This is a genomic window from Paraburkholderia sediminicola, assembly GCF_046027355.1.
GTDB classification, from domain to species: domain Bacteria; phylum Pseudomonadota; class Gammaproteobacteria; order Burkholderiales; family Burkholderiaceae; genus Paraburkholderia; species Paraburkholderia sediminicola_B.
In genome coordinates this window covers 61,995-78,865 of the sequence record NZ_JAQQEK010000025.1, presented here as the reverse complement: position 1 = coordinate 78,865, position 16,871 = coordinate 61,995, and the positions used below count along the sequence as shown (strand labels likewise).

Sequence of the window (16,871 nt, the reverse complement as noted above, 5' to 3'; positions counted from 1 at the left end):
ATCCAAACGCCATGGACAAAATTGATATTGTTCTCGCTGTAAATGGACAACCTTATGACGTCAGGGTCGAGTACCGCAGAACCCTCGCCGATACGCTTCGCGATGAATGTGGGCTCACCGGCACACATTTAGGATGTGAGCATGGAGTGTGCGGTGCTTGCACGGTATTAGTAGACGGCCAGCCTGTGCGGTCTTGTCTCATGTTTGCCGTGCAGGCCCAAGGGAAGAAAATCGAGACTGTCGAAGGCTTGGCACATGAAGGAAAGATGCATCCTCTACAGGAAGCATTCATCCAACAGCACGCTCTCCAATGTGGATTTTGTACGCCGGGATTTTTGATGCTCGCTCGTGGAATCCTCGAACAAAACCCAAGCCTCAGCGATGATGAGATCGTTGAGGCTCTGTCCTCGAACCTGTGTCGCTGCACCGGCTACAGAAATATCATTGCAGCCGTCAAACAAGCGCGAGATGCGATGTTGGAGGCGAACACGAAATGAGTATTTCTACACCGGCTGAAAGACGGAATACTGTAGCGGATCCGACGGAGCGTGAGACCTCTGAATTTGTCGCTGAAGAGGCCGTGATTGGGCGATCGGTTACCCGTCTTGAGGACCCACCGCTTGTAAAAGGCGAGGGAAATTTCGCGGCAGACATCAACTTCCCGAAACAACTGCACATGCGAGTTATTCGCTCGCAGGTGGCGCACGGAAAACTGATTGCGGTCAATCTCGACGCCGTTCGTCGCGTGTCCGGCGTAGTAGCGGCTTGGAGCGGAGTAGATGTGTCGGAAATTCCGCCGATCCCCTTCCGCGCGACGAAAGTTAAAGGACTTGAACCTTATTGCCAACCCATTCTCGCGCAAGAAAGAGTGCGTTATGTGGGCGAGCCAGTGGCCGTGGTTTTCGCTGTTGATCCATACATCGCGGAAGATGCCGGTGCTCTTGCCGAAGTAACCATTGACGAGCTCTCGCCGGTGATGGACGCGCGCGATGAACCCGGGGAGTTTCTTCCCGGACTGGATACCGAACCGACTGTAATCCGCAAAGGTTACGGCGACGTTGACAGCGCCTTTGATCAAGCTTGGGCGACCGTCTGCCTCGATCTGTCTGTCGGACGACATAGTGGTGTTCCTCTGGAGTGTCGTGGAGCGATTGCGAGATACGACGCTGGACGTGACATTCTCGAGATGTACGGCGCAGCCAAGAAGTCGCATTGGAATCGCGACGAAATGGCCAAAATGCTTGGTCGGTCGCCGAGTAGCATGCATCTTTACGAGGGGCATGTCGGTGGTGGTTTCGGCGTCCGTGGCGAGTTGTACCCCGAAGACGTGCTGGTGTGCCTTGCAGCGTTGCGTTTGCGCAAACCGATTAAATGGATTGAGGACCGACGCGAGAACCTTGTTGCCACAAATCACTCCCGTGAACAGTATCACGCCATTCGCGCGGCTATTGCCGAAGACGGAAGGATTCTGGCGATAGAAAATGAGTTCTATCACAGCCAAGGCGGTTATGTCCGGACTCACGGCCCTCGAGTGGCTGATATGTCGGCTGGTTTGCTCTTGGGGCCATATCGAGTCCCCGCATATCGTGTAACGGCGCATTACCGGCTGACGAACAAGACCCCTGCTGCGACCTATCGTGCTCCGGGTCGGTACGAGACCACGTTCGTGCGGGAGCGGCTGATGGACGCAATAGCACATCGAGCTGGAATCACTACCACCGAGGTTCGGCGGAGGAATCTCATTGCCAGCGACGAAATGCCGTACACCCGCCCTTTGGACGCGCTGGGGGTGGACGTGATTCTCGATTCCGGCGATTACGAAGGCCTGTTAGACAAGACGCTCGAATGGGTCCAGTGGGACGATCTGCAAAAGCAGGTTAAGGAACGTCGAAGCAATGGGGAAAAAGTTGGACTCGGGATTGCGATGTTCGTCGAGAAATCGGGACTGGGACCCTCTGACCTGGTGCGACTTACCGTTGATTCTACCGGTAGCCTGGAGCTGGTTACGGGCGCTGGCTCGGTTGGCCAGGGCATGGAGACCGCATTAGCGCAAATATGTGCGCACGAACTCGGGGTTGACTACGATCGTGTTCGAGTAGTCAAAGGGCGCACTGACCAGATCGAGTTTGGAAACGGGGCGCATGCTTCTCGTGTAACCGTGATGTCCGGTTCTGCTACGCAGATTGCCGCGCGGAAGATTCGAGACAAGGCTCTGCAGATCGCTGAGCTGCAGTTGGGCGTCGCGAAAAAAGATCTCACGATTCGTCACGGCGTTGTGGTTTGCAAGAACGCCGACAGCAAGGCATCAATGTCGCTTGCCGAGATAGCAAGGTACCTCCATCCAAGCCAACGAACGAGCGATGGACATCCACCCGGGCTCTCGGCAGAAGGGTGGTTCTATAGCGATCACATGAATTACCCGTACGGCATACACGTCGCGCAGGTGCGTTTGGATGAAGGCACGGGTGCCGTAAACGTCGAGCGGTATTTCATCTCTTACGACGTGGGTCGAGCCGTAAACCCCAAGATGATCGAAGGGCAGATTGTTGGGGGGCTTGCCCAGGGCTTAGGAGGCGCGCTGTATGAGCAGTTCACGTATGACAGCAGTGGTCAGCCTCTTTCGGTTTCCTTCGCCGATTACATCATGGTTACTGCGCACGAGATGCCTGATGTAAAGGTCTTGATTACCGAGGACGCACCAAGCCCCCTAAACCCTCTCGGGTTAAAGGGTGCGGGTGAGGGAGGGACGAACGGTGCAGGTGCGGCAATCGCGGCGGCAGTTGACGATGCGTTGGAGATGCCAGGTGCCGTTGTCGCCCTCCCAGTCCTTCCGAAGACTGTACTCAATTACATCGATGAATCTTCGGAGTCGGTGAAACTGTCTCCGCATGCTCAGAAAGGCAAAGACCCGCAATGAATTTCGCCAATAACTTCGAGGTATCGCTGCCGCCCGAACAGGCATGGAGACTCCTAATGGACGTGCAGGCCATCATGCCATGCATGCCCGGCGCAGAGATTGCCGAGGTAGTCGATGAGAAAAACTTCAAGGTCAAAGTGGCAGTTCGACTTGGCCCTGTAGCGCTGGTGTTCCTCTGTGACGTCGCGTTCGTTGACGTGGATGATAGCGCACGAGTTGCAAAAGCAAAGGCGAGCGGAGCTGATGCAAAAGGGCGCGGAACAGCGCAAGCCGCCATTGATTTTAGGTGCCAGCCTTCCGAGAAGGGTTCGCAAATTTTCATCAAAACGGATCTGTCTTTGTCTGGTGCGGTGGCGCAGTACGGTCGTGGCGTTGGCCTTATCCAGAATGTCGCCAACCAAATCGTTAGCCAATTCTCGCGCAACTTGGAAGCCCGTATCTCGCAGCTCAAGGAACACGGGGCAATAGGTGAGACGCTTGACGAGGAACAACAGCCGCAAGCCGGGGCAGCGGGCGAACGATCGTCCGCGCCGTCCCTCTTGGTGAAGCCTGCTCCGTCGCCAGCCACCGGTGCCAACTCCCTTGCTGACTATGCTCAGGGTTTCCGTGAGGGTTACAGCGCAGGATTTTCGGCGGGCCACGTTGCAGGTCTCGAGGCGGCGAATGAGTTGGCCGGGTACAAGCGGACTACGTTAGCACCGGCGGGTAAGGGCAAGTCAGTCCCTCCTCCTTTTCCGCCGGCGAGACCGATAGGTGGCGTATCTCTTGTCTGCTCCTCGCTGTGGGCCACCATGCGTGGATGGTTTTCGCGTAATTCGGCCTGAGCGTGTATTGCGATATTTTTGAATAATTTTTGGGGTAGGGAGGCTGTAGTGACGGCACGACAAAACACTATGTTGACAACGCTGAGCGCTGACCAGGTCGAGTATTTTTATGCCACTGGGCACTGGCGCGAGGAGACCATCTACGATTACGCGCGTCAAAACGCTCAAGCGCGTCCCGGTAGCTATGCAATTCGCGATAAGGTCCGTCGGCTGACATACGCTGAGTTGGTCGGCCTCGCAGACGCTCTTGCTGCGAAGCTGGAGCAGGCAGGCGTACGGGCCGGACAGCGCGTAGGGTTATGGACGTCGAGTCGAGTTGAGACGGCGGTCGCTTGGCTAGCATGCTCTCGCAATCGATATGTGTGCTGTCCGTCGCTTCATCGCGATCACACGGTCAGTGACGTGACAAAGCTCCTTGAGCGGGTTGGCGCAGCGGCGTTTATTGGCGAAGCAAGATGGGGGGCCGACGCGGAACGGCACGACGTATTTAAGGAGATCGCCTCGCAAGAGGGAATGAAGGTGATTGTTCGACTTGATGCGGATGCCGGACCCGATGTTTTCGGCGACCAAGTGCCGTCGAGCGAGCCCTGGAATGACCCCAACCGCGTTGTGTATCTCGCCTTCACATCGGGGACAACCGGTGAGCCAAAGGGCGTCTTGCATAGCGACAATACCCTGTTGGCGAACGCTCGCGCGATCGCTGCTGATTGGAAATTTGGTCCGGAATCGGTTCTTTATACCATGAGTCCATTGAGTCATAACCTTGGGCTTGGTGCAATGATCGCAGCGTTCGCATCTGGCGGCGAATTGGTCGTTCATGACTTGCCCCGCGGCGCAAGTCTGCTTGAACGCCTAGAAGAGACGAGGGCGACGTTCCTGTTCGGAGTGCCTACTCACGCAATTGACTTGTTGTCAGAGCTTCGTGCGCGCGGTGGATCGGACCGAATTGGTTGCCTCGAGGGTTTCCGAGTGTCGGGCGCCTCCGCGCCGCCAGAGGTAGTGGCCGACCTGCTCGCACATGGAGTCACTCCACAGAGCGGTTATGGAATGACTGAAGCGTGCTCGCATCACTACACGCTCCCGACAGACAGCGCGGAGCGGATCATTAATTCGTCCGGGCGCGCATGCCCGGGATACGAAGTGAAGATCTTCTCAAATGACGATCCGAATCGAGAGCTACCCGCCGGCGAGATTGGGCAGATCGGTGGGCGGGGAGCAAGCTTGATGCTGGGGTACTTTGACAACCAGAAAGCGACCGAGAACTCATTCAATGCGCAGGGATGGTTCATGACCGGAGACCTTGGCAGGATGGACGCAGACGGTTACCTGGTAATTACCGGCCGAAAGAAAGATCTCATTATTCGTGGTGGTCACAATATCTATCCTTCGAAGATTGAGAATCTCGCGTTGAGTCATCCAGGGGTCGCACGCGCGGCGGCAGTTCCAGTGCCCGACGCAAGGCTGGGGGAAAAGGTTTGCCTCGTTGTGATGGAGAAGCCAAAGTCAAACGTCTCATGGGACGACATCTCGGCGCATCTGGACGAGAACGGTCTCTCTCGATATGACATGCCCGAATACTTTGTCATTGTCGATGAGATTCCGCTTACGGCAAGTGGCAAGGTGTTCAAACTCGGTATCACCAACGACTTGAAAGAAGGGCGGTTGGTCGCACAACCTGTCCGCTTTCGGTCGGCTTTCACGGTCCAGTCGTAATGCAGACAAGTGAAACGGGAAAAACGGCCGAGCTATGGAATGAGCGTTTGCGACACGAGTTGGCGCACCCACCCTTTCATGCGATCTTCAAGCCTGAAGCTGTGGGGGTAGACCCTTCTTCCGGTGCTATTCGAATACGTGTTCCGTACCAAGAGCATTTCAGTGCGTCTGTCGAGAATCCCTTCGTTCACGGCGGAGTGGTTGCTACGTTGATTGATATTTCGGCCCATGCAGCAGTGGCGGTCCAGACGGGTCGCACCTCGCCGACTATTGATCTTCGTATCGACTTTCTTCGGCCAGTCCCGGCAGCGGAAATCTATGCGACGGCGCGGCCTCTCAGGATCGGACGGACCGTTGCGAGGGTTGACGTTGAGGTTACCAATGCTGAGGGGACGGTATTTGCGGCTGGAAGAGGTACGTTCAGTACGTCTGGAAACTAGGCTATAAGGAGAATTTCCATGAAGGCAGCTGTCATAAGGGACTTCGGTCCCGTCGAAAAACTGGAAGTGCAAGAGTTCGCGGATCCGATCCCTGCCGCTGGGGAAGTCGTGATCGACGTACACGCCACAGCCGTAAATTTCGTCGACCTGCTAGTGATCAGTGGCAAGTACCAATTTCTGCCGCCCCGCCCATTTGTTCCCGGGAAGCTGCCAGTTGGGGTAGTTAGCGCTGTTGGAGACGGTGTCGACAAGGTCCGTCCGGGTGACCGAGTGCTAACCCTTGCCGAGCACGGAGGATATGCCGAAAAGGCGCTCGCGAAGGAAGGGGACTGTTTCAAGTTACCTGACGACATGTCTTTCGTCGACGCGGCGAGCATGGCACTAGCTTACGACACAGCTTGGTTTGCGCTTTGTGAAAGAGCTCGAGCGAAATTGGGCGAGACAGTGTTGGTGCTCGGTGCATCTGGGGGGGTGGGGTTGGCGGCGATTCAGCTGGCAAAAGCGTACGGGCTCAGGGTAATCGCTGGGATTTCTGATTCTTCAAAGACACAACTGGTTGTAGAGGCCGGCGCGGACGCGTGCGTGGATCTCTCCGTGGCAGACCTTCAGAATGGATTGCGTGAGCAGGTCTACGCGCTGACTGATGGCAAAGGCGCGGACATCGTACTCGATCCGCTTGGTGACAAATTCTTTGATGCAGCGATCCGTGCGGTCGCCTGGTGCGGTCGTCTGGTGATAATCGGCTTTGCAGCGGGCAATATCCCGACTCTCAAAGTGAACTACCTGCTGTTGAAAAACATCGAGGTTAGTGGAATCCAAGTCAGTGACTATCGGAAGCGTGCACCCGAGAAGATGGCTCACTGTATCGCCGAGATCTTCCGCTTGTACTCCGACGGAAAGTTGGTCCAGGCCCCAGTGTCTCGGTATCAACTGGACGACGTTTCCAAAGCGCTCGTAGACCTGCGCGACCGACGGGTCCCCGGCCGACTCATTCTCGAACCCAGTGAAGCGTAGTTCATAGTACCAAATCAGGCCGCGAAATCCCAAATTTGGCTCGTTGTAGCATATTCTGTACAATGTGATAGTTCGTGAACAGCGCAGTCGTTGGCCAGGCAAGCTGCCTGGCCACTCTTTTTGGGGCCTTCTATGCCATCGCAATATGAGGAAATCGGCCAGCGCGTGAAAGCGTTTCGGTTAGCGTCCGGCTTCAGTGCCGAGGAAGTGGCACAACGGATCGGCATATCTCGCACGGCGCTATATCGGGTCGAAAAGGGTGAAATCGCAAAGATTGACACACTTGAGCGACTGTCCGAGCTACTTGAAGTATCCCTGCCCACTCTTCTAGGGGTGGGCATCGAATACATGGCTTCCGCGGTCAGCTACTTCGAGCGTACGCGTCAGCTTGAGGAAAAAGCAGACCAGATTATCGTTCTTGCTGGACCTGTGTCGTTCTTGCTTGCATCGAATCGATTCGAGCAGGCCTTGGATGGTCTACTTCGTGAATCAATACCGGACGATGTGGCTAATAGGGGCAAATACCTGGGTGACGTCGACAAAATCATGGAGATTTTGCACGAACGCAAGCGGACGTATATGCGACGGCGTCCGAACATTGTGAATCTGATCTCGGCCGATCAGATTTCTAGATTTCTCAGTACGGGGCTTCTCGGTCGCCGCGATCTGCCGGAAGACGTCCGTCGCGAGAGGCACGAATTGGCTCGCGGCGAAATGGAGCACCTGGCCGCGCTACTCGATGCGGACGATCTTGGTATGCAAATCGGACTGGTGACGGACACCCTTCCTTTGGCCGGTTTTCAGATATTCAGGCAGGCTGATCTGAAATACCTGACGATCAGTCCTTTCCGGTTGGGTGAGCAGCCTAATATCCGGGTAGGTGTCGCAATGCTGACTTCTGCTCCCGAAGCGCTGAAGCTCCACGAGAAGATCGTGAAGGAGTCTTGGAAAACGGCGATGAAAGGTGCAGATGCGGCTGACTATCTTCGAAACCTTCTGGAAACGGACACTACGGAAGCGGATCGTATGCCCTCGAAGTCGTAACTGGACAATGGATTGTCGCCATCCGCCATTTAGGGTAAGGGAGATGGGTTTATGAATTCGAAGACTGAAGAATTTGTGCGGGAATTAGTTCTCGCCAATAAGATATTGGCGAGCGAAGAAGTTATGGACGCGTTTGGCCACGTAAGTGTTCGGCATCCCGACCGCCCAGATCGTTTTTTCCTAGCCGCTGCGAAAGCCCCTGAGTTAGTCGAGAGTATTGACGTTATGGAACACGATCTCGATGGCGCGCCAATTGATCCTGCGGGAAGGCATCCGTACGCGGAGCGATATATACATAGCGAAATCTATCGCCTGCGACCAGATGTTAATGCGATTTGCCACCATCACAATCGTTCGATAATGCCTTTCTGTATCTCCGGGTCACCGCTGCTTCCGGTCTACCAACATGGTGCTTTGATCGGTGCACAGGTTCCAATGTGGGACAGTAGAGAAGAGTTCGGTGATACAAACTTGCTGGTGTCGAACGCAGAGCAGGGGCGGTCACTCGCTCGAGCGCTCGGTACTGGCAACTGCGTTTTGATGCGCCACCACGGTGCGACGGTAGTAGGTTTGGACTTGCGAGAGCTCGTATTTCGTTCGGTAGCCATGTGTCAAAATGCAGAGTTCCAGTACCGAGCGTTGGCAATTGGACTGGTCGCTGGACTTACCAAAGGCGAGTCATCGCTGGCTGCTAAGGTTCCCCAAGGTGTGTTCAACCGCGCTTGGGATTTGTGGGCGAATCGCATTTAGCAGGTCGTTGAAATACCTCGTCGAACGGTCATCCCGAATGAGGGGGCGAACGTTGAACCTGATGTCATTACGAGAGCGAGATGGAACGGATGCGCGGCAGCGATAGTTTTACCAAGGGCGGTTTCAAGGGTGAAGCGCAACAGCGGGATTAATGTTTAGAGCCTTGAGGATGACTTGCCGAAGCAAGGGTCGCGGCGAAGACCTCGAATGGGGAATGGAAGGCGTGAGTGGCGCGCGGCCGGCTATTCAGACTGTCGGCAATGGGCGAACGGTCCCAGTTTCTCTTGGCATCTTGACGCAATGTGCTCTTGGAAACGGCGCTACGCCCGCAAGCCTGTCGCGCCGTTGAGATCCCTCGACCTCGAACATAAATACCGGCCCGCTTCCAGTCGTACTGTGTTTGACAACGCGCCGACGCAGGCCGTTGCCTCATCGTTGGGTGGTCCCATCAAGCCGGCTCGCCGCCACACGTAAGGACGTCATGGCCTAAGCGCGCTTATACGAAGGTGCTCGGTCACCCGCTCACTGCGCAGCGAGCGGGAAGGGCCGTGTTTTCCCGGCGATTGCGCAAGGTGCACGCCCGCACAACGCAGTGCGCACGGTGCCGTTAGGTGAAGCGGGCTGAAGGCTTGGACGGGTGCGCAGCTCACCTCGGGTTCTGACGGCGGATCGCCCGTTACCCGCGTCCGAAGGATATCTTGGTGATATCCGCTCTGGAACTCACGCAAGCCTGAATGCTTCAACGGCGTTCTGAAGTTCGTGCGCCCGCATTTCGAGTGCGCCGGCCGCGGCGGCAGCCTCTTCCACCAGGGCCGCATTCTGTTGCGTCAAGTGGTCAATCTCCCCGACCGCGCGATTGACCTGGTTGATGCCGCCGCTCTGCTGACCAGTCGCGCTGGCGATCTCTGACATAAGAGCCCGAACCCGCGAAACAGCTTCCGTGATGCCACGCATCGTTTCTCCAGCGCCGGCGACCGCGTTCGAACCTGCGCTTACCTTGCCATGTGACGTTTCTATCGAGACACGGATCTCTTTCGCTGCAACTGCGCATCGCTGGGCAAGCGATCTGACTTCGGAAGCCACCACCGCAAAGCCTCGTCCCTGTACGCCTGCTCTGGCAGCCTCCACGGAGGCGTTCAAGGCAAGAATGTTGGTCTGGAAGGCTATGTCCTCGATCACGTTGATGATCTCCGAAACCCGTTGGGATTCCTGTTTTATCTCACCCATCGTGCTCATAACCTTTTCGACTACGCTTCTGCCGCCATTCGCAATGGCAACCGCCTGTTCTGCGAGTTCGTCGGCTACCTGGGCACTATCCGCCGTACTTCTTACGGTCGACGTCAACTCCTCCATGCTGGCAGCTGTCTCTTCGAGCGAGGCTGCCTGAGCAGATGTGCGTTCGGAAAGATCGGTGTTACCCATTGCGATCTCCTGCGAGGACTGCCGTATCGACTGGGTGCAGTCTCGTACGTTGGTCACGATATGTGCAAGGTTGCCTTGCATGTGTGCCATCATGCGCAGCAGGCTCGTGGTGTCGCCACGACGTACTTCAATATGCCCGCTCAGGTCACCGCCTGCGATGCGCGAAGCCACGCCGAGGGCATACGCCGGCTCGCTACCGAGGCTTCGCGACAGCGCACGCATCATCAGGAACAGTACGCATGAGACGGTCATGCCAATTCCCACGACCATGGATAGAAATTTGACCAGATTGTTGCGAAATTCGCGCTGCACGTCGTCCAGAAACACGCCGGAGCTGATGTACCAGCCCCACTGCCTTACTGGTGCGACATAGCTAGTTTTCTCAGCGCTTTTTCCATTGGGGAGGGTGCCGGCGTAGTTGACGAGACCGCCACCCGCATTGCCGGTTTTGATGAAGTCCTGGTAAAACAGCTTGCCGTCAGGATCCCTTCTGTTGCCCACGCTCTGGCCCAGAAGATTCTTCAGGGCCGGGTTACCGATCATGAGAATCACGGGCGTGGCGTCAAAGACGGTCAGATATCCGTCCTTTCCGAAACGCATGGCCGCGACTGTCGCAAGCGTCTCGCGCTGCGCGTCTTGCTTGGTCATTAACCCCGCTTCGACTCGCCTGACATAGCCGTCAGTAATGCCGGCCGCAGCCTGCACGATACCCTGAACGCCGGACTCGCGCTCCGCGAGCATCATATCGCGCGTCTGAACGGCGGACCATATCGCTAGCACGATCAGCCCGAACCACATCAGGGACAGGACCAGCCACAGCTTTGCATTCATGGTCATGCGAACCATCTTATTGTCTCCTCGCGGACGTCGCGGCATGAATAGCCGCGAGAGAGCCCAGTCGTCATCGTCAGGGGCAGCTTCATCCTGCCTGATACCCCGCATGTTCACTTCTTTCAGTGCGTTTTGGCGCGCGCCTAGCATCATCGTCAGACCTTCGCCTCCGCAGGATCCGGGCGCTCGAGCGGGCGGGTACGGATACATGTGGCTACCCGATCCATTGCGGACCATGGGTCGTCACTCACCCTGCGAACGGCGTCGGTCGCTGCTGGGCCGGTTGTGAGATCAAAATGCCGCCTGAAGCCACTTCTCGGCATCCCGCTTTTTCGTGTCGCGCGCATTTAGAGCCGCTCGCATCCGCGGGGCATCGAATGGCACCGATCGCATACGGCATCCTGTAGCGTCGAAAATCGCATTGGCGATTGCCGCTGCACTGGGAACCGATGCGGACTCCCCGGCACCGAGGGGGGGGGTGGTGGAAGGCATCACGAGTGTCTCGATCTCCGGCAATTCGCAGAATTTTATGATCGGATATGAACCCCATTCCCGTGAGACAACACCCTTGCTGTTGAAGCGCACCTGCTCATACAGGCATCGGCTCACAGACTGGATCACGTTCCCGTGGATCTGATGGCGCACGCCGGCGGGATTAACCACAAGGCCGCAGTCGTAACCGACCCAGACCTTTGCGATCCGGACCATCCCGTTCCGGGTGTCGACCTCGACATCGCACACCCATGCACAATAGGCGGACCCTACCCCTGGAAAAGTGCCATGCACATACTGGTGTTGTGCAAAACCTCGCCCTTTCAGTATGTGCGGTCTGGCCGGATCATTGCGCTCAAACGTGCGCTGGGTGGACGATTCCCATCCCGCTTCCCTCGCTAGCGTTTGTGTGAGCGCGCGTGCACGATCATCTTCCATGAAGCGCAGTCGGAACGCCACCGGATCCTGTCGGTGTTTGAATGCCAGTTCGTCGATGAACGATTCATGGCTGAACACGTTTGGAAGCGCTGAGACACCGCGCATCCATGCGGCGCGAACGATTGGCGCCATATCTTCGACCACGATGCGTGCATCACTGCAGCGATATTGCGGCACTGCGGTACGGTCGCCCTTGTGTTCAACGATCGGATCGGGGGGCATCTTGCCGGTTTGCATCAGCGCCAGAACCGGTGCGTTGTTCGATGGATACCGGTTGGTAAATTCGTATGCGAGTGTGGCCTGTTCTCCGTATGACGTAACGCCTCCGCGAACATCCATGACCTGGCTCGTCCCTTTGGGTTCCCACGCATGCTCTTCGTCGCGCATCAGTTGAACCCTGACGGGCGCTCCGACCTCGAATGAGAGAAGGGCGGCTTCAGCTGCCGCATCATCAGCACAGTTGCGTCCATAGCAGCCAGAGGCTTCCATGCGGACGATGCGCACCGATTCTGCTGGCATGTCCAGCAGGGCCATAATGTCGGCGTGGAGAAAGTGTGGATTTTGCGAGCCGCTCCAGACGGTGATTTTGCCAGCGTTATAGCTCGCGACTGCGCATGACGGCCCGATCGATCCGTGCATTTGGTACGGCCAGACATAGGTTGCAGCATGAACTTCGGGGCAGGCGCGTAGGGCTGCCCCAGTTTCTCTGAGTTCCTTCAGGACTCGCGGTTTTGACGGGTTCGCCCGGACTGCCGCCTCGGGATTCCTGAGATCCGGTAAATCCGGCGGCTGTCGCCACTGGACCTTCAACTCTCGTGCCGCCCTGATTGCGTGCTCCTCGCGTTTGGTCACAACGGCGACAAAATCTCCCCGAACGACAACTGCGACGACGCCAGGAATCTTCGCGATTGAACTCTTGTCTACGGACAGCAGACTCGTTCCCAGCATCGACCCAGAGTCGCGGCCACGGTACGGCGGCCGAACGATACGACCGTGCAGCATTCCGGGTAGTCGCATATCGTGTACATAAGTCAACTGACCAGTGACCTTCTTCGGGATGTCCACACGGGGGACTGGCTTGCCCACTATCCGATAGTCCCGAGGATCTTTGACGGGTGCCGATGTATCGATGTCGAGGTTGAAGGACTGGCCTCGAAGCAGTTCAGCATAGGTGACGCTTCGGCCAGTTCTCGATGAAGTGATTCGTCCGTTAACGACATTGAGGTCGCATAAATCGGCGCTCAAGAATTCTGCCGCTTTGCGAAGGAGAAACTGACGAGCTTGAGCCGCTGCTCTGCGCATCGGGACAGCCGCCGACTGTATCGAAGCGCTCGCCGTCGTCGGACCTTGATCCGGGGTGCGGTCTGTATCACCCAGCACCATCTTGACGCGCTCCAGATTTACGTCGAGTTCTTCAGCGACGATCTGTGCGAAAGCTGTCTGGATTCCCGTGCCGAGATCCACGTGTCCATTCGAGGCTATTACGTCGCCGTCTGCCGTAATGGCAATGTACGTATCAACGCGGCCGCGCGACACGAGGTTGACGGCGTGCCGAGGCGGTGGCTCCCCGACAGCATTCAATCGCTCGCGCGAAACAGGAGGCGATTCGAGTTCGTTTCCGTTGTTCATTGGGTCTCCGCTAAAACATTGGAGTGAGCGTTATGCCGAAGTTGCGCCACCCGCTCCTTGACGTCGCTCCACGCGGGCGCTCCGTGACCGAATTCAACTCTTAGGTATGTCACAAGCTCAGTGATTTGGTCGTCGTCCAAGCTTTCGGCAAATCCGGGCATGTATCCCAAGTCTCGCGTCGCGGGATCGGATATCCCGTTCAGGATCACATGGATCAGGTTGTCTGGATATCTGCTTGTGATGCTAGTGTTGAGGCCTAAAAGAGGCTTCACGCCGTACATCTGGGTCCCATGCGTTGCGTCATGACACGCCGCGCAAGCTCCCTGGTAGATACTCCGGCCTGGCATCAAATGGACGTCAGCTTGATCGGTCGTTGGCGTGCTCAAGGAACTATCGGTCGCTGCTTTCGACGGCTCCCGCGCTTCCTGCGCCGTTGCTTGGCCTTTCTGGTGTGTTAGGTAAAAGGCCATCGCGCGAATGTCGCTGTCAGGCAATTCCTGAAGACCTGTTATCACTGGTGCCATCGGACCTGCCGCAACACCATGTCGGGCCGAGAAACCCGTCCGAAGGTATTCAAACATATCAGTTTCCGTCCACGGCAGCGGCGCCGTGGAAAACGCGTTCAACGCGGGTGCTTCCCAGTTATCTACTCTAGCCCCGCCTAGAAAGCTAGCCAGTCCCGGCTTCTCTGCCCCAAACGTGTTACGTGGTGTATGGCAAGCCCCGCAATGCCCAGCACCCTGGACGAGGTACGCCCCCCGATTCCAGACCGGAGAGTACTGCTGATCCGGGGCGAAGGGCTTATCTTCGTGAAACAACAAATTCCACGAGGCCATGAGCGGTCGAATGTTGTATGGAAACGAAAGCTTTGTTGTCTTGTTTTCGGATGGGAGAGGCGGCTGTGACATCAGATAGGCATAAAGCGCCTGCATGTCCGTATCGGAGAATTTGGCGAAAGACGTATAGGGGAAAGCAGGGTAAAGATGGCGCCCATCCTTACTTATCCCGTGGCGCATTGCCCGGTCGAAAGCGGCAAACGACCAACGGCCGATGCCGGTCTCCGGATCCGGCGTGATGTTAGTTGAGTAGATCTTCCCGAAAGGGGTGTCGAGCGCTAAGCCGCCAGCATTTGGCTTGCCGCCGGGCGCGGTGTGGCAAACGACGCAGTCACTCGCTGCTGCAATCAGCCTACCCCGTTCTATCGCCTGCGCAGAATAAAGCGACAAGTCGGGTGTGGTCGACGGGATCGACGCATGCCATGGAGAGCACATCGCTACGACCCCTGTCACGGCGGAAATTGCAGCACCGATCCATGCAATCCCACGTTTGGTCCGCTTTTCTTGTCTCGCTAGTAGCGATTCCCGAAGTACGCTTCCGGTGAACGGAGGCTCGCGAAGGCGTACGCCCGTTGCATCGAAGATAGCGTTCGCCACGGCAGCCGCAGCAGGCAGCGTCATTGCTTGGCTGATTGACAGTGAGTCAAGGGTCACGCGCTCGATTGAAGTCGGTCCCGCGACGTCGACCGATTGCGCAACGGAGTTAAGTTGCGATTCACCTAAAGCGTCAGAATGCCACTCGTCAAATGACTGAGGCGTCGGCAAAAGTTGATGGGCGGCGTTTGCAATTTGACGATTCAGCGCGTCGTCGACAGCCTCAGCGGCTTCAGTTCCCTTAATATTGTGTCCTACAGTGATGCGGTCAATCGACACGCGACCATCAGACGCGTCAACCGAAAGATCCACAACCCACGCGGACCATGCCCTCTTTGGAACGTCTTCGGAAAAGTCCAATGTGCTCGCGTAGGCGAATCCTCGCCCCTTTCCGCTGAACGATGTGGTGGTCGGTTTAACGGTCCAGTTTGCTCGACTCACGACCTCCGCTATAACATCACGGCCTGTGTTGTCGGACAAGTTGCGAAGGCGCCAATCGACTGGATCTGCTCCTTCTGACCGCGCAAGCTCATCAACGAATGACTCTCGCGCGAACGCGGAAGCGACTGCTGCCGCCCGTCCACTCGTCGTTCCATGCCAAACGCGTGCTCCCTCGACAGGTCGAACGTCGAAGTTTCCATCGTAGATTATGTGATCGCTCGCACTGCCGGAAACACCCTGTGTGGAGGCCGTATTACTGGACGCGGTAAGGACCGTCCTATTGGACTGGACGGGCGTTGAGAGAACAAAGTTCGGATTGACGTACCACCCACCCGGAGCGGCGGAGCCGCGAGAAGAGTAAGTAACTTCAAAGTTATTACTGGATCGCCGACGATTCGTGCGGACGCTAATCGGGACGGAAACATAGCGGGCCAGGGTTGCAGCGTCGATCGAAGCCTCGAAGTCGTCGTCATACGCGTAGAGAGCAGACTGCCTCAGCTCTATCAAACTTTCATCGAGGCCAAGAAGTTCGGACACTTCGCGTCGGAGCTTAAATCGCTGTTCACAGCCGGTCCAGATTACGAGCCGCTCGCCATTCCAGTGAGCAACCGGACCGTCGTACTCTTCGACGGAAGATTCCGAAGTTGAAGGCCAGCGGTAAATGAACTCTCTTTCGACCGGCGGCCGGCTTCCCTGGAGAATTTGCGCGCTCTCTGGCCAACTGATTTTCAGTGATCTCACTACTTTGTCGCGAATTTCCGCAGTGGACGCAACGATCCCAAGCACGCCGGCTTCGTTGACGAGTCGATACGAGGATGAGATGAACGCGAGCTCGCTTTCGTCGATCACGGGCGTGCGGAAGCTATCGAATTGAGCGCGATCCCGATCGGAATTTTGTCGGCGCAAGACGATACCGCTCCACACCGGCTCCTGCACCGAAGAATTATCGAGTTTATTCATGCTCTTGACCGGTCTGGAGGCGCTCGGCAGCGAGGGCAACGGCTTCGACAATCTCAACGTGCGTTCCGCAGCGACAGAGGTTGTACTGCAACGCCTTGCAGATTTCATCGCGTGTGAGGCGCGGATTTTTTGAGACTGCTGCTTGCGCCGTCATGATCATGCCGTTGATGCAGTAGCCGCACTGGGCTGCTTGGGCATCGATGAACGCTTGTTGCATGAATCCAGGGCTTGACGCCATTCCCAGTCCCTCGAGAGTTAGAACTTGGCGGCCGACTGCAGCACCTGCGGGAATGACGCAAGACCTCGCAGGAACGCCGTCTAATAGGACGGTGCATGCTCCGCACTCGCCGAGACCGCATCCATACTTGGGGCCGTTGAGTTTGAGATCGTTGCGCAGGACGTAAAGAAGGGGAGTGGTCTCGTCTATGTCGAGGCTATAGAGGGCCTGGTTGACGGTCAGTTCGATTTGCATAGAATTTTTCAGCCGTGTCCCAGTCCATGATGGACGCAGGCCTTGTATCCTGGT

The 16,871-nt window shown here is 56.8% G+C and carries 12 protein-coding genes and 1 pseudogene; 8 read left to right on the top strand and 5 right to left on the bottom strand.

What is annotated here, in order from left to right; translation table 11 throughout:
* The first annotated feature begins 11 nt into the window (after positions 1-11).
* From PQR42_RS32965 to PQR42_RS32930, 8 genes are all read left to right on the top strand, one after another.
* On the top strand, positions 12-497 hold the full coding sequence (locus PQR42_RS32965) for a (2Fe-2S)-binding protein (protein ID WP_408494621.1): 486 nt from the start codon (positions 12-14) through the stop codon (positions 495-497).
* On the top strand, positions 494-2,917 hold the full coding sequence (locus PQR42_RS32960) for a xanthine dehydrogenase family protein molybdopterin-binding subunit (protein ID WP_408494619.1): 2,424 nt from the start codon (positions 494-496) through the stop codon (positions 2,915-2,917). Before PQR42_RS32965 ends, PQR42_RS32960 begins: the two co-directional genes overlap by 4 nt.
* Positions 2,914-3,741, top strand: a complete 828-nt coding sequence (locus PQR42_RS32955; RefSeq protein ID WP_408494617.1) for an SRPBCC family protein — start codon at positions 2,914-2,916, stop codon at positions 3,739-3,741. Before PQR42_RS32960 ends, PQR42_RS32955 begins: the two co-directional genes overlap by 4 nt.
* 69 nt (positions 3,742-3,810) lie before the next feature.
* Positions 3,811-5,454 carry a class I adenylate-forming enzyme family protein gene (locus PQR42_RS32950; protein ID WP_408494615.1) on the top strand — a complete coding sequence of 548 codons (1,644 nt, stop codon included), beginning with the start codon at positions 3,811-3,813 and terminating at the stop codon, positions 5,452-5,454.
* The gene (locus PQR42_RS32945; protein ID WP_408494613.1) at positions 5,454-5,894 is read left to right on the top strand and encodes a PaaI family thioesterase; all 441 of its coding nucleotides are present in this window, start codon (positions 5,454-5,456) and stop codon (positions 5,892-5,894) included. The genes PQR42_RS32950 and PQR42_RS32945 overlap by 1 nt, the downstream gene beginning before the upstream one ends.
* Positions 5,895-5,912: 18 nt before the next feature.
* Complete coding sequence (locus tag PQR42_RS32940) at positions 5,913-6,908, top strand: NADPH:quinone oxidoreductase family protein (RefSeq protein ID WP_408494611.1); 996 nt, start codon at positions 5,913-5,915, stop codon at positions 6,906-6,908.
* Positions 6,909-7,040: 132 nt separating this feature from the next.
* Positions 7,041-7,952 (top strand): helix-turn-helix domain-containing protein, encoded by a 912-nt coding sequence (locus PQR42_RS32935; RefSeq protein ID WP_408494609.1) that lies wholly within the window; start codon positions 7,041-7,043, stop codon positions 7,950-7,952.
* Between the two features lie 51 nt (positions 7,953-8,003).
* Positions 8,004-8,702: a class II aldolase/adducin family protein gene (locus PQR42_RS32930; RefSeq protein WP_408494607.1), complete on the top strand. Its 699-nt coding sequence runs from the start codon at positions 8,004-8,006 to the stop codon at positions 8,700-8,702.
* Positions 8,703-8,850: 148 nt separating this feature from the next.
* Here the strand turns inward: PQR42_RS32930 and PQR42_RS45795 are convergent.
* From PQR42_RS45795 to PQR42_RS32910, 5 genes and pseudogenes are all read right to left on the bottom strand, one after another.
* A pseudogene (locus PQR42_RS45795) lies at positions 8,851-8,976 on the bottom strand (IS30 family transposase); the annotation flags it as partial.
* A 446-nt stretch (positions 8,977-9,422) separates the two neighbouring features.
* Positions 9,423-10,970 carry a methyl-accepting chemotaxis protein gene (locus PQR42_RS32925; protein ID WP_408494606.1) on the bottom strand — a complete coding sequence of 516 codons (1,548 nt, stop codon included), beginning with the start codon at positions 10,968-10,970 and terminating at the stop codon, positions 9,423-9,425.
* A 276-nt stretch (positions 10,971-11,246) separates the two neighbouring features.
* A complete protein-coding gene (locus PQR42_RS32920) occupies positions 11,247-13,514 on the bottom strand; it encodes a xanthine dehydrogenase family protein molybdopterin-binding subunit (protein ID WP_408494604.1) in 2,268 nt (755 codons plus the stop codon).
* Complete coding sequence (locus PQR42_RS32915) at positions 13,511-16,345, bottom strand: cytochrome c (protein WP_408494602.1); 2,835 nt, start codon at positions 16,343-16,345, stop codon at positions 13,511-13,513. The genes PQR42_RS32920 and PQR42_RS32915 overlap by 4 nt, the downstream gene beginning before the upstream one ends.
* Positions 16,338-16,817 carry a (2Fe-2S)-binding protein gene (locus PQR42_RS32910; protein WP_408494600.1) on the bottom strand — a complete coding sequence of 160 codons (480 nt, stop codon included), beginning with the start codon at positions 16,815-16,817 and terminating at the stop codon, positions 16,338-16,340. The genes PQR42_RS32915 and PQR42_RS32910 overlap by 8 nt, the downstream gene beginning before the upstream one ends.
* Positions 16,818-16,871 lie beyond the last annotated feature (54 nt).

What these genes read in the sequence shown, in the direction of transcription:
- PQR42_RS32965 (WP_408494621.1), top strand. Translation starts at nt 12, where the DNA reads ATGGACAAAATTGATATTGTTCTCGCTGTAAATGGACAACCTTATGAC.
- PQR42_RS32960 (WP_408494619.1), top strand. Translation starts at nt 494, where the DNA reads ATGAGTATTTCTACACCGGCTGAAAGACGGAATACTGTAGCGGATCCG.
- PQR42_RS32955 (WP_408494617.1), top strand. Translation starts at nt 2,914, where the DNA reads ATGAATTTCGCCAATAACTTCGAGGTATCGCTGCCGCCCGAACAGGCA.
- PQR42_RS32950 (WP_408494615.1), top strand. Translation starts at nt 3,811, where the DNA reads ATGTTGACAACGCTGAGCGCTGACCAGGTCGAGTATTTTTATGCCACT.
- PQR42_RS32945 (WP_408494613.1), top strand. Translation starts at nt 5,454, where the DNA reads ATGCAGACAAGTGAAACGGGAAAAACGGCCGAGCTATGGAATGAGCGT.
- PQR42_RS32940 (WP_408494611.1), top strand. Translation starts at nt 5,913, where the DNA reads ATGAAGGCAGCTGTCATAAGGGACTTCGGTCCCGTCGAAAAACTGGAA.
- PQR42_RS32935 (WP_408494609.1), top strand. Translation starts at nt 7,041, where the DNA reads ATGCCATCGCAATATGAGGAAATCGGCCAGCGCGTGAAAGCGTTTCGG.
- PQR42_RS32930 (WP_408494607.1), top strand. Translation starts at nt 8,004, where the DNA reads ATGAATTCGAAGACTGAAGAATTTGTGCGGGAATTAGTTCTCGCCAAT.
- PQR42_RS32925 (WP_408494606.1), bottom strand. Translation starts at nt 10,970, where the DNA reads ATGGTTCGCATGACCATGAATGCAAAGCTGTGGCTGGTCCTGTCCCTG.
- PQR42_RS32920 (WP_408494604.1), bottom strand. Translation starts at nt 13,514, where the DNA reads ATGAACAACGGAAACGAACTCGAATCGCCTCCTGTTTCGCGCGAGCGA.
- PQR42_RS32915 (WP_408494602.1), bottom strand. Translation starts at nt 16,345, where the DNA reads ATGAATAAACTCGATAATTCTTCGGTGCAGGAGCCGGTGTGGAGCGGT.
- PQR42_RS32910 (WP_408494600.1), bottom strand. Translation starts at nt 16,817, where the DNA reads ATGCAAATCGAACTGACCGTCAACCAGGCCCTCTATAGCCTCGACATA.